Raw genomic sequence first — 12,923 nt, forward strand, 5'->3', positions numbered from 1 at the left:
ATCCCGAATTTTCTCCACATTTCCTTTGTATACTGAGGATGTAGTCAAGCCGACGTATTGAAAGGAGCCAACTGTATGTACCCGAACCACGATCAGCTCATGTTAGACTTGTACGCTTCATCCATCAACCCGAGTTACGGTCTCCATATCGATGATTCATTCGATGACACGCTTCACGGCACGCACCGAGAGGTTTGGGAACGCATGCATTCGGATAATATGAATAGTGAAGAAAAACAAAACGGGGGAACGTGAAGAAGATGATTCCAACTAACGTCATTCAGGACTGGCTCGCCACCAAATTAAAACGATAATCAATAAATTAAACAAAGACGCGTGGAGAAATTTCTTCACGCGTCTTTTTCTTATTCAAAAATCGCCAAATGAGCATCCAATGATTGGCGTGGCTTTTTCGAAGGAATCGCTGCTTCATCATACTTCCCGATTTGTAGCAGACCGACAAACGTCTCTCCTTCTGCCCCAATCGACTCCTTCATGCGGGCATCATCGAAAACACCGCCCGTTCGCCAAACGATGCCGAGATTCTGTTCGGTACATAACAGTTGAAGGTTTTGGATAAACGCTGCCGTCGCAAGCAGTGCATCTTTATTTCCTTTTTCCGTCTCAAACGCTTTGGCTGTCACGTAAAGACAAGCTGCCGCATTACGGATATGACCGGCCACTTTCTCCCGTTGTGGCTCTGCCATCTCCGAGAAGGCCGGTTCAAGTGCATCCAATAGCACATGCTTCCCTTCCCCATTAAACAGATACACGTTCCACGGTTCTACTTTGTTATGAAACGGCGCATGATGCGCTGAGTTCAACAGGTCGTACAGTACTTTCGTCTCGATTGGCTCGCCATTGAATGTGCGAATCGTTCTTCTTGTTTCAATGAGTTGTTGTGCTGTCGTTTTGGTCATAACCGTCACTTCCCCGTCTATAGTCTACTTATTTATCATAATTGTTCGGCCCAATTATTCAAAATGACGTGCATCAAAAAAGACTACAGCATACGCTGTAGCCTTATGTCGATTGACTGACAATCTCACATGCCACCAGGTCTTCCAGTGTTTGGCGTCGAACGACGAGACGGTGTTTCCCGTCTTTCACAAACACCACTGCCGGTCGCAACATCTGATTGTAGTTACTTGCCATTGAGAAGTTATACGCTCCCGTTGCTTTGACGAGTAGCAAATCACCCGGTGTGACCGGAGGGATCAACGAGCGGTTCGAGATGACATCCCCCGACTCACAGCACGCCCCGACAATTTTCGCCTCAAGCGTCTTCTCTTCGTTCATCCGTGTTGCGGCTACCACCTCGTACTCGGCATTATACAATGCAGGTCGAATGTTATCCGTCATCCCTCCGTCGACAGAGACAAATGTACGAACACCACTCACTTCCTTCACCGTCCCGACTTCATACAAAGTGGCTCCTGCATTCGCGACCAGCCAGCGTCCCGGTTCAATTCCGACTGTTGGAAGTGGCAGGTCACGCAAAGAAACCTCTTCCGTGAGCGTCTCCATCACGAGCTCCATCGTATTCGCAAAGTTGAGGCGCTCATCCGCGTCGAGATACGCGACCCCAAATCCCCCGCCGATATTCAGAACATCTGTCGTATATCCGGTCTCCGTACGAATCGTATCGATAAAACGAACCATCGTTTTCACGGTATTCACGAACAGTGTCGGATCTTGGATTTGTGAACCGACATGACAATGAATCCCTTGTAAATGCAGGTGTTCAGCCGACAATGTCGCTCGAACGGCTTCCAAATACGTGTCATCATGCGTCGGGAAACCGAACTTCGTATCGACCCCGCCCGTTTGGATGGCCTCATGTGCCCCCCCGACGACCTGAGGAACGATACGCAGTAACACATCGACTTCACGATTGTATTCGGCCGCAAGACCGGACAACAGGCTGATTTCACGCATATTATCAATCGTGAAATGAGTGATTCCGTTTTCGAGCGCGAATGAAAGGTCTTGAACCGTTTTGTTCGACCCATGGACATGAATACGTTCTGCCGGCACACCCGCATGAAGGGCCACGTACATCTCACCTCGAGAGACCACGTCGATGCTAAGACCTGCTGCCATCACTTTTTCATAGACTGCCGCAATCGATAATGCTTTCGAGGCGTATAGCGCATACGTATTGGGATACTTGTTCAGGAAAGCCTCTTGTACAATCGTAAGACGTCGCTCGAGCTCCGGCTCACTCATAATATAAAGCGGTGTCCCATATGTCGCCTGCAATTCACGAACGGATACGCCTTCGATCAAACATTCTGACTGGTTGGTGGTGTACATGTAACTCCTCCTTCGAAGCGATGCGGCACACGCCATGAGCGCGCACAGAGCTGCTCTGAATTGTTCGCATGACCAACTCGCGTCACATCATCAATTTTTATTTCTCGTCCATACAGGTTGACCCGGTCGCCAATTTGTACGTCTTCGTCCACTTTGATAAAGCTATGACTCATAAAGATATTACTGACGAACGGGTAAGCTCGACCTTCAATGTGCACCGGTAAAAATCGACGGGCCCGCATGAGACCATCCCCATATCCGACAGGTAAGACGGCAATCCGTTCTTTCGTTTCCGCGGTATATCCCGTTCCGTATCCGACATGAGCCCCCGCTTCAATCTCGTGGACGGCAATCACTTCCGTCTCCCAGTAGAAGGCAGGGATTAGCCACTCGACCGGTTCTACGGACGAATAACCATAAAGGAAGATGCCAACCCGGACGTGTGTGCAATGATGCAGGCGCGGGTCATCTTGAAGCGTCGCTGCACTGTTTGCGGCATGAACCAGTTCAAACACATGGCGTTCCATTAGACGTGTGGACCAATCCATAAAACGTTGGACGTGAACACTATGTTCCACTTCGGCGTTATCCGCATCAGCAAGTGGAAAATGCGTGCACAATCCGACGAGATCGAGTCCTTCATTTTGACAGAAGGCAACGATTTGAAGCGCCTCTTCAAACGACTTTGCACCGAAACGATTCATCCCGACGTCTAACTTCAAATGAAGACGAACGCCTCCGAGTTGAGAGCGGTTGGCAACGAGCCAGTCGTACGAACCGATAGCCACATCCAAACGATGCGCATGAACTTTCTCCCATTCGTACACGGGGTTCATGACCAACACATGTGCCTCTTCGGCATATGTCCGGACTTCCGTCGCTTCTTCCAAGGTCGTCACCATGAAATGGCGAACTCCCTCGTCATATAAGGTCGTCACAACTGGCTCCATCCCCAGGTTATAGGCATTATTTTTTACGACGGCGAACACCGGTCGGCCAAGCGCTTCAATCCGACGTTTGTTCTCGCGAATCGCATTCAAGTCAATTGTGACTCCCATTTACAAAACCCCTTTACTCTTTTACTGCTGTTTGCACGAACGTGATCCAATCACGGTGCTCCGGAAGTTGTCCCGTGACGGCTTCGCGGTATCGCGTCAACATTTGAGTCGCGACTGTTTGTCCACCGCCTCCGATTTGAATATGGTCGACTTCAATCACACTCGTCACTTCAGCTGCCGTACCCGTCAGGAAAATCTCATCCGCAACGTATAACTCATCACGTCCGATGTGACGCTCAATGACGTCATAGCCTTCTTCACGGGCAAGCTGCATAACGGTTTGTCGCGTAATACCATCAAGCACCGAACAGTCGAGTGATGGTGTCGTGATCGTATTCCCTTTGACGAGGAAAATGTTCGCCACACTCGCCTCACTGACATTTCCATTCACATCAAGGGCGATCGCTTCATCGAATCCGTCACGAAGCGCCTCCCCTTTTAACAATTGTGAGTTCATATAGTTCGAAGCCGCTTTTGCCTGCATCGGCATCATTGTCGAAGACACACGACGGTATGAGGCGACTTTTGCGCGAATTCCGACTGTTTTATTGAAATATTCTCCGAGTGGCCAACATGCGATGGCAACATGGACTTTCGTTTCTTGTGTCGGCATGAGTGCCTGCCATGGCGTACCGAGGAAGACGAACGGACGAATATAACAAGCATCGAATCCGTTTCGTTCAATCAATTCCATTGTCGCCTGTTCCAGCTCTTCTACCGTGTAGGGTAGTTTGACGTGATAGTATGCACACGAGCGAACGAGTCGCTCCAAGTGTTCACGTAGGCGGAAGATGGCCGGACCCTCTTCCGTATGATACGCACGAATTCCTTCAAAGAACCCGCTCCCGTAGTGAATCGCGTGTGTCATGATACTCGTGTTTGCGTCAGTCGGCTCAATCCACTCTCCGTCTTTCCACATCCATTGTCCATACTGTTCCATAGTTCAACTCTCCCATTCATTTGTTTATATTTTCTGTCTATTATACGTTAGAGAGAGCGTAAATCATCAACGAGTTGCGTTTTTTCTGAAGTTTTCTCGTCTTTCTGCTTGATGACGCGGGCTGGTGTTCCTGCTACGACAACGCCTGGAGGAACATCTTGTGTGACGACACTTCCAGCCGCGACGACCGCATTTTCCCCGACGCGCACGCCTTCCAAGATGACTGCGTTCGCTCCAATCATGACCCCGTCTTCAATGATGACCGGGTCTTTTGAAGGTGGCTCAAGGACACCTGCGACCACGGCACCTGCTCCGAGGTGAACGTTTTTTCCGAGCGTTCCGCGCGCTCCGATGACGGCGTTCATGTCGACCATCGAACCATCTCCGATGACCGCACCGATGTTGACGACAGCACCCATCATGACGACGGCATTATTCCCGATTTGAACATGATCCCGGATGAATGAACCCGGTTCGATGCGCGCATTTAATTTCGTCGTGTCGAGCATTGGGACGGCACTGTTGCGACGGTCGTACTCAAGATGCGAATCCGTGATGACAGACGCATTCGCTTCAAGGAACGCTGCCGCACGCTCGGCTGTCGTCAAGAACAGTTTCGATTCGTCCGTACCGAACGCTTTGGCTTCTTCAATCTCCAGACCAGCCAACTGACCGTTGACGTAAAGTTTAACCGGTGTTTCTTTCTTAGCATCTTTAATATATTGTGCAATTTCATAAGCGTTTGTGAGTAACATGAGTAGCCTCCTCGTATAAGTTCGTTAAATTATATAGTCCAGCCGGGCGATCGAGTATCGTCGCCGCCGCGGCGAGTGCTCCATTGGCGAAGACACGCTTCGAAAGAGCCGTATGCTTCAGTTCAATCATTTCATCGTCTCCGGCAAACAGGACCGTATGTTCACCGAAGATGGTCCCGCCCCGGATCGAGTGCATGCCGAGCTCATCCGTTCCTCTTGCCTCTCGGCGTGAGGTACGTTCATAGACCGGTGTGACGTCCCGTTTTTTCTCAATGGCACGAGCGAGGAGTTCGGCCGTCCCACTCGGGGCATCCACTTTTTTACGGTGATGCGCCTCGATCACTTCGATATCATAGCCGAGCGTGAGCGGCACGAGCTGGTCAAGCAATTGCTTCAACAGCGCGATTCCATATGACGTGTTGTAGGACTGGAAAATCGGAATCTCCTGTGATGCCGATTCAATCGCTGCCAACTCGTCTTCAGAGAATCCTGTCGTCGCGATGACGAGCGGAATGTTCTTTTCTTTTCCAAAAGTGAGGACGTCGCCCAGTAATGCCGGATTCGAAAAATCGATAACGACATCGACCGGTGTATCCACTTCCTGTAATGATGCAAGATGCTGATCACTCCCCGGTGACACGATGGCCGCAACATTCAACCCTTGGGAAAGTGCGACTTCCTCGACGATCCGCCCCATCGCACCATACCCATGAATGAGTACATTCATTGTCTCACCTCATTAAACTGTTCCATCGCCGAAAGAAGCTTCGCTTCTGCTGTCGCACTCATCGGGACGAGTGGCAGACGTGGTGCGCCGAATGCAAATCCACGTGCATTGAGCGCCGCTTTCACCGGAATCGGGTTCACTTCCGCAAACAATTCGTCGATGACCGGTAACAGGCGAATTTGCCACGTACGCGCTGCCTTCAGGTCTCCCGCTAAAAGCGCTTCAGCTAGCGCCACAGTTGCGTTCGGATAAACGTTTGAGAGGACCGAGACGACCCCTTGGGCACCCCACGCCATATAAGGGAGGATTTGATCATCATTTCCGCAGTACACAGCGAATCCTTCAGGAACATGTGCCATCATTTGGGCCATGACCGAAATGTCGCCGCTCGCTTCTTTTAAAGCGGTGATACGTGGATGCTCGGCTAACTCACCCACTGTTTCCGGGGCGAGTGCGACGCTGGTCCGTGACGGGACGTTATAGAGCATGAGCGGAATCGGTGACGCGTCCGCAATCGCTGTAAAATGGGCGATGAGTCCTGCTTGCGTTGATTTGTTGTAGTAAGGAGTGACGACCATCGCCATCTCCGCACCAAGTTCAGCGGCACGTCTCGTTTTTTCGATGCTGAGAGCCGTATTGTTCGACCCGGTACCGGCGATGATTGTCGCTCGACCGTCCGTAACTTCTACTGCCCGGACGAGTAACGTTTCGAACTCTTCATCCGTCAACGTCATTCCTTCCCCCGTCGTACCGCCAATCACGAGTCCACGGATCCCTTCTTGAATTTGTTCTTCAATCAATGCATCCCAAGCCGCCAAATTCAGACTTCCGTCCGTGTGAAACGGAGTCGCCAGTGCAGTTGCAACACCTGTAAACATGTCATCTCCTCCTTATTTTGCAGTCGTTTGACCAATCATACATTGTGCAATTTGAACAGCATTCGCCGCTGCTCCTTTTCTGACGTTGTCCGCAACACACCAAAGATGGAATGTGTTCGGTTGCGAATCGTCACGTCGAACTCGACCGACATACACCTCGTCTTTCCCGTTCGTATCGAGCGGTGTCGGATACAGCAGTTCAGTCGGGTTATCCATCAGCACGACTCCCGGTGCATCTGCGAGCACGGCACGTACTTCTTCAAGTGTCGCACCCCGCTCAAGCGTCACCGTGATGGAGACCGCATGACTGTTTCGAACCGGCACCCGGACACATGTCGCCGTCACACCGAGGTCTGGCGCATTCAAGATTTTCCGCGTCTCATCGATCATTTTTTGTTCTTCTTTCGTATAGCCGTTTTCTAAGAACACATCGATGTGCGGAAGGACATTGTTGTAAATCGGATACGGATAATTTTGCGGTGCCTCGCCTTGTGCCCCTCGTTCCAAATCATCGATTCCTTTTTGACCGGATCCGGATACGGCCTGATAGGACGTGTAGGCGACCCGCGTCAATCCATACACGTCGGAAAGTGGTGCCAATGCGACGACCGATTGAATGGTTGAACAATTCGGATTCGCAATCAACGATTTGTCCGGACTGAGCTCGACCCGATTCACTTCGGGTACGACGAGCGGGATTCCTTCTTGCATCCGGAAGGCGCTTGAGTTATCGATGACGATGACCCCTTGCTCGCTTAAACGTGGCGCGTATTGTTCACTGATGCTCCCGCCTGCCGAGAACAATGCAATATCAATGGCGTCCGTGTAAATCAGGTCAGAGAGTTCACGAATTACGATGTCCTGTCCGTTTACCTGAACAGTTTTTCCTGCTGAACGAGCGGAAGCATAAAGTAACAACTCATTGATTGGAAATTCGTATTCCGTCAATACCTCAATCATCTTCTGGCCGACTGCACCGGTGGCACCGACGACGGCTACGTTATACATGCTGACTCCCCCTTATAAGTTGAATCGAGCCGCAATGGCTGCGACCGCCGCTTCGACGTCTTGTTCTTGAATCGTGTAAGAAATGCTGATCTCAGATGTTGTGACTTGATAGAATGGAATCCCCATCTCGCGGAATGTCGCGAAGAGCTCGGATGCGACGCCTGTCGCGTCCCGCATGCCGATTCCGACGACCGAGATTTTTGCGTGTTCCGTGTGACGATCGATTTTGATTTGTGGCAAGGTCGCTGTCAATTCTGCAAGTGCCTCTTCTAAAAACGCCTCTTCATCGAGTGGGCATGTGAACGAGAGGAACACTTCGCCGTCGAACGCCGTTTGCGAAATCATATCGATGTTGACATGGCGTTCTGATAATCGTTCAAAGATGTCCGCGACTCCGGCTGCAGTGTGCGGGATATGTTTGATCGAGACACTGAGTACGTTTTTGACGACACTCACGCTCGTGACCGCTTTCTGTTCCATTGCTTGCGTTGTATCCATGATCCATGTTCCTCCTTCATTTGAGAGCGTCTTCCCTACAAAGATGTTTACATCATATTTTTTTGCGAGCTCGACACTTCGCATCTCCATCACTTTTGAACCGAGTGCACTCATCTCCATCATTTCGTCATAAGAGACATTGTCTAGACGTTTCGCCGTCGGATGGATTCGCGGATCGGTCGTATACACTCCCGCCACATCGGTATAAATCTCACAGCGTTTGCTCAGCACGGCAGCAAGTGCCACAGCCGTCGTGTCCGAACCGCCACGCCCGAGTGTCGTGACGTCTCCAAATTCATTCACACCCTGGAAACCGGCGACAATCAACACATCGTGTTGTCTTAATTTTTCTTGAAGTACTTCTTTTCGAATCGCTTTGATTTTACTTTTTGTATGAATGCCCATCGTATCAATCCCGGCTTGCTGTCCCGTAAGCGAAATGGCCGGGACGCCTCGTGAGTTCAAAGCGATACTTAACAGACTGATGGTCTGTTCCTCGCCGACAGCTAACAGGCGATCGAGTTCCCGAATCATCGGGCGCTCCGTGATTTGTTTCGCGAGCGAAAGGAGTGAATCCGTCGTTTTTCCCATCGCCGAGACGACGACGACCAGTTTTTCTCCGGCTGAGACTCGCGTTTGTAAGTAATCCGATATAGCTTGTATTTGTTCAATTGTGGCTACAGAACTGCCACCAAATTTGAGTACGGTTGTCATCAGGTTCCCCACTTTCAAGATGTCCACCAACAGAAAAAGCGGCAGACCGGTAGGAAGCACTCTCCCTACGGTCTGCCGCTTGTACGCGCAGTTGAAAAACGATTAAAAAATCGTTCCGTAGATAGCGCTCCATGGTAGTTGACCATGGCAGTGTAGGCGTTATTCACGACTACCCCAGCCTTCGTTCACACGCACGTGAACGTCGACTTCGGCGAATTTCCCCTTTCGGCTCGGTCCGGAGTGCGTCCGTTTCAACCAAGCTTACTCATGTCATTCGCAACCTCTATCTGTCAGTTGTTAGTATTAGTTATAACAAAACGAAATCTTCTTGCCAACCTTTTTTTAGAAAAATGGGATATTTCAAAAAAAGCTCACCACGTCTTCTTCATCATGCGATGAGGCAAATCAGCGTCTAGAAATTCCGGTCCGTATGCCTCATATCCCAACTTTTCGTAAAATGGTAACGCCGTCAGTTGCGCTCCCAATCTCAACTCATGCAAATGATGATGCTTTGCCACTCGTTCGATTTCAAGCATGATTTCTTTAGCGTATCCGTTCCCTCGAAAATCCTGGATCGTGGCAACGCGCTCCACTTTCCCCACAGTCTCCTCAATCGGACGTAATCGTGCCGTGGTCACCGGTGAATCACCGATCGTTCCAACAAAATGGATGCATTGCGGGTCAAGCGTGTCGTATTCAAGGTCCGGGTCAATCCCCTGTTCTCCGATAAACACCTTTTCCCGAACCACACGTGCCTGGGTAATCAATGATTCGTCTTGACCGTTTTGGATAATCAACATGGTAAAACCCCTTCCTGTAGCCGACGTACAATCTCTTCCATCGCTTTCTCTAATTCAATTAACGAGTCAAATCGCGCCTGCGCCTGCTTATTGCTTCCACCTCCCCGGCCAAACCCTAACTCATGAAGAACCGCCTTTAAGCATTTTCCGGTCGCCAAATCATGCGTGCCGTCATGGACGACAAATAATTTTTTCGTGCCGTAGTTCACACCAACCGCAATTTTCCCGGACGCCGCCACCCGCTCCACGATGGCCATAGTCAAGGTTTCCGCTTCGGTCTTCCCGATATGGATGGCGACATAGTCATCCTCTTGTAAAACAGCCTCAACCTTCGCTTTGGCAATTCTCAGTTCCAGTTCTTTAATCTCCCGTTCACGCTCCAAACGAATTGTCCGTTCTTCCAACACCCGCTCTGCTACCGTCTCATTTGTTGTCGAGAGCGTTTGGTGAATGGAGCGTAACGCAGCCCGTGACGCTTGAGTCATCCGCAAGGCGCGGTTTCCTGCTACGTAGGTCAAACGAATATTTCCCCGTACTTTTTTTATACCAGTTACGTGAATGGTTCCAAGTTGCGCCGTCGTCTCCACATGTGTACCGCCACACGCATTGTAGTCCAGTCCTTCGATTTCGACAATCCGGATCATCCCCGTCCGGTCAGTCGGTTTTCGTAAACGTGTCCGGTCAACTTCGTCCTCCGGGAGCTCCATCTTGCGAATCGGTCGATTTTCAAAGATGATATGCTGAAGCTCCTTCTCAAATTGTTCGACTTGATCCCAGTCCAACTGTTCTGTCCCGATTTCAATCGAGGCATCTTCTGCATTGATTCCAAAGCTGAGCGTCTCGATCCCGTGACGATCCTGCAGGATGGCTGTCATCACATGCTGAGCCGTATGTTGGATCGAGTGATCCTGTCTCACTGTCTCGTCAATTTGCGCTTTGATCGTGCTTCCGACTTCCAGCGATTGATCGAGTAAATGCCACGTGGTCCCTTCGACCGTTTGCACGTCTTTTACCTCATATTGATCGACCCAGCCGCGATCGGCTGGTTGTCCGCCCCCTTCCGCATAAAACGGGGTTTGCGCGAAAACGTGCCAATAACCTGATTGATCTTTTTTGACTGCCGTCACGACAGTCTCTGTGATGACTTTCTCCATCTTCCTGTCCACCTTTTTTCTATAATCTGTTCAGACATCTAGTCTAATTTCGTCTATAATAGGACATACTACTTCTCGGTTAGGAGCGAAATTGATGTTAGAAATTGATAAACAATCCCCGCTTCCTATTTATTATCAAATCGAAGCGTACTTAAAGCAACAAATAGATAACGGAACGTTAAAACCAGGAGATGTCTTGCCATCTGAACGGGAATTCTCCGAGCAATTCAATGTGAGTCGGATGACCGTCCGGCAAGCCATCATGAACCTCGTCAATTCCGGCTATTTGAACCGCCAAAAAGGTCGTGGCACCTTTGTTGCGAGTCAAAAAATCGCGATGACGCTGTCCGGGTTAACCAGCTTTTCTGAAGAAATCAAACACCGGGGCATGCGCCCTTATAGCCGCCTTCTTTCTTTTGACAAGGTCCCGGCCTCTGAACGGGTTGCACAGCAGCTCCGGGTCCCGAATCAGACTCCTGTCTACGAGATGAAACGACTACGCCTGGCCGATGACATCGTACTCGCCTTAGAAACTGCGTATGTTCCCGTTGCCCTGTTACCTGACTTAACGGAAGCTGATGTGACGGGATCGATTTACGAATACGCTGAGCAATCGGGGTTACGTTTGAAAAATGCGACCCAAACACTCGAGGCGAGAAGTGCCAGCCCTGAAGAAGCCGAGCTGTTGACCATCTCACCGAATGCGCCTGTCCTATTAATCGACCAGCGCACCTATCTTGAGGAAGGTGACATGTTCGAATATAGTCGTTCGCTCTTCCGTGGGGACTCCTATTCGTTCACTGTCTCCATGGAGCGTATATAAAAAAAGTTTGCCCAAGAGGCAAACTTTTTTTATTATTGCGCTTCGTAAGTCACGCCGTTCGGGTCAAGCGTGTACGATTCTAGTTCTGTGTCTGACATCGGTTCGACTTTATTCCCGGCGTCTGCTTGTTGGACGCGATAGCGCACTTCTTCAAGAAGCGGCTCGTTCAAGAAATAATAGAAGTGTCCATCTTCAGCCCGCGCGCCTTCACCGGTCAATTGATATTGTACCGTGTTGTGTAGTGCGCCGACGTCCTCGATCAAACGCATGTAATCGTTCGGTCCGAGTGTCGTTTGCATATTGTCGCCAACGGCTTTTAACACTTTATCATAGTTGTTGATCAGTGACGTACCGAGTGACTGCTCCAACACAGCATTGATGACTTCCATTTGCCGTTGTCCGCGGCCGATGTCTCCTCGAGGATCATCGTAGCGGTTACGGACATAAGCAAGTGCCTCTTCACCACTTAAGCGTTGTAAGCCTTGTTCGATTTGAACCGTCTCTCTTGATGCGTCATAACTGTTCTGTTGCGATGAAAACGGGACATCGATTTCGACCCCACCGACCGCGTCAATGAAATCGACGAAACCTTGGAAGTTCACTGATACGACATGGTCGATATCGATACCGATCAAGTCTTCAATCGTGCTCGTCGCCACGCGCATCCCGTTATTCGGATTCGATTCATCCATCGATCCGAAATAGTAAGCATGGGTGATTTTATCCTGGTCGAGCCCTGTTTTCCCGTAAGGAATGTTGAACCCTGAGTAATCGATATTGACATATGAATCACGCGGGATACTGAGCATCGTCGTTTGTTTTTCTTTCTTATTCAAAATCACCATGATCATGACGTCGGAACGGCCGTATTCACCTCTCGCTTTTTTCTGAGGTGACAAATCTGTTCCGAGAATCAAAAAGCTCTCGGTGTTTTCTTTATCGAAGCGGGTCGGTTCGACTGTCGGGTCATCTTCTAATGTCACCTGTGTGCCTGACAGCATGTTATGGGCTTTATAAAATGCCATCCCATACATACTCGATCCGACGATGATGGCAATGAGCAAAATGGAACTAAATACTTTATAAAACGCAGACGGTCGCTTGCGCTGTCTGCGAGCATGGGTTCTAGAATTCATGATGTTCTCCTTCAAGTCAAAGATGTAAGCTTCACTCATTATAGAGGAAACCTCAAGGTTTGTCGAAAACGTTTTGATGACAAATCGATTTCTTTACAATTTCCCATAGTTGAAAT

General features: G+C 49.8%; 14 protein-coding genes and 1 riboswitch. Of the genes, 2 read left to right on the forward strand and 12 right to left on the reverse strand.

Annotated features, from left to right (window positions below):
- The first annotated feature begins 75 nt into the window (after window positions 1-75).
- On the forward strand, window positions 76-255 hold the full coding sequence (locus tag KNP03_RS10905; RefSeq protein ID WP_214829220.1) for a hypothetical protein: 180 nt from the start codon (window positions 76-78) through the stop codon (window positions 253-255).
- Window positions 256-365: 110 nt separating this feature from the next.
- On the opposite strand, the gene KNP03_RS10910 is transcribed toward KNP03_RS10905, so the two are convergent.
- The 11 genes from KNP03_RS10910 to KNP03_RS10960 all read right to left on the reverse strand — a co-directional run bounded on the left by KNP03_RS10910 (window position 366) and on the right by KNP03_RS10960 (window position 10,860).
- Complete coding sequence (locus KNP03_RS10910) at window positions 366-920, reverse strand: nitroreductase family protein (protein WP_214829221.1); 555 nt, start codon at window positions 918-920, stop codon at window positions 366-368.
- Window positions 921-1,023: 103 nt separating this feature from the next.
- Complete coding sequence (gene lysA / locus KNP03_RS10915) at window positions 1,024-2,316, reverse strand: diaminopimelate decarboxylase (protein ID WP_214829222.1); 1,293 nt, start codon at window positions 2,314-2,316, stop codon at window positions 1,024-1,026.
- The gene (gene alr / locus KNP03_RS10920; RefSeq protein ID WP_214829223.1) at window positions 2,286-3,374 is read right to left on the reverse strand and encodes an alanine racemase; all 1,089 of its coding nucleotides are present in this window, start codon (window positions 3,372-3,374) and stop codon (window positions 2,286-2,288) included. Before alr ends, lysA begins: the two co-directional genes overlap by 31 nt.
- A 13-nt stretch (window positions 3,375-3,387) precedes the next feature.
- Complete coding sequence (locus KNP03_RS10925) at window positions 3,388-4,314, reverse strand: branched-chain amino acid transaminase (RefSeq protein WP_214829225.1); 927 nt, start codon at window positions 4,312-4,314, stop codon at window positions 3,388-3,390.
- A gap of 47 nt (window positions 4,315-4,361) precedes the next feature.
- The gene (gene dapD / locus KNP03_RS10930) at window positions 4,362-5,069 is read right to left on the reverse strand and encodes a 2,3,4,5-tetrahydropyridine-2,6-dicarboxylate N-acetyltransferase (protein WP_214829227.1); all 708 of its coding nucleotides are present in this window, start codon (window positions 5,067-5,069) and stop codon (window positions 4,362-4,364) included.
- Window positions 5,047-5,796, reverse strand: coding sequence for a 4-hydroxy-tetrahydrodipicolinate reductase (dapB, locus tag KNP03_RS10935; RefSeq protein ID WP_214829229.1), 750 nt, complete (start codon window positions 5,794-5,796; stop codon window positions 5,047-5,049). Before dapB ends, dapD begins: the two co-directional genes overlap by 23 nt.
- Window positions 5,793-6,674, reverse strand: a complete 882-nt coding sequence (gene dapA / locus KNP03_RS10940) for a 4-hydroxy-tetrahydrodipicolinate synthase (protein ID WP_214829231.1) — start codon at window positions 6,672-6,674, stop codon at window positions 5,793-5,795. The genes dapB and dapA overlap by 4 nt, the downstream gene beginning before the upstream one ends.
- 12 nt (window positions 6,675-6,686) lie before the next feature.
- On the reverse strand, window positions 6,687-7,682 hold the full coding sequence (locus tag KNP03_RS10945; RefSeq protein WP_214829233.1) for an aspartate-semialdehyde dehydrogenase: 996 nt from the start codon (window positions 7,680-7,682) through the stop codon (window positions 6,687-6,689).
- Between the two features lie 12 nt (window positions 7,683-7,694).
- A complete protein-coding gene (locus tag KNP03_RS10950) occupies window positions 7,695-8,894 on the reverse strand; it encodes an aspartate kinase (RefSeq protein ID WP_420827885.1) in 1,200 nt (399 codons plus the stop codon).
- A gap of 114 nt (window positions 8,895-9,008) precedes the next feature.
- Window positions 9,009-9,188: riboswitch (Lysine riboswitch) on the reverse strand.
- A gap of 77 nt (window positions 9,189-9,265) precedes the next feature.
- Window positions 9,266-9,694 (reverse strand): GNAT family N-acetyltransferase, encoded by a 429-nt coding sequence (locus KNP03_RS10955; RefSeq protein WP_214829234.1) that lies wholly within the window; start codon window positions 9,692-9,694, stop codon window positions 9,266-9,268.
- Entirely contained in the window at window positions 9,688-10,860 is a 1,173-nt protein-coding gene (locus KNP03_RS10960; RefSeq protein WP_338082731.1) for an alanine--tRNA ligase-related protein, read from the reverse strand. The genes KNP03_RS10955 and KNP03_RS10960 overlap by 7 nt, the downstream gene beginning before the upstream one ends.
- A gap of 82 nt (window positions 10,861-10,942) precedes the next feature.
- On the opposite strand from KNP03_RS10960, the gene KNP03_RS10965 reads away from it, so the two are divergent.
- Window positions 10,943-11,671, forward strand: a complete 729-nt coding sequence (locus KNP03_RS10965) for a GntR family transcriptional regulator (protein WP_214829236.1) — start codon at window positions 10,943-10,945, stop codon at window positions 11,669-11,671.
- Between the two features lie 32 nt (window positions 11,672-11,703).
- Here KNP03_RS10965 and KNP03_RS10970 read toward each other — a convergent pair whose 3' ends face one another.
- Window positions 11,704-12,807: an LCP family protein gene (locus KNP03_RS10970; RefSeq protein ID WP_214829238.1), complete on the reverse strand. Its 1,104-nt coding sequence runs from the start codon at window positions 12,805-12,807 to the stop codon at window positions 11,704-11,706.
- Window positions 12,808-12,923 lie beyond the last annotated feature (116 nt).

Origin of the sequence: Exiguobacterium algae (assembly GCF_018617875.1) — a bacterium.
In the GTDB taxonomy this organism is placed as follows: domain Bacteria; phylum Bacillota; class Bacilli; order Exiguobacteriales; family Exiguobacteriaceae; genus Exiguobacterium; species Exiguobacterium algae.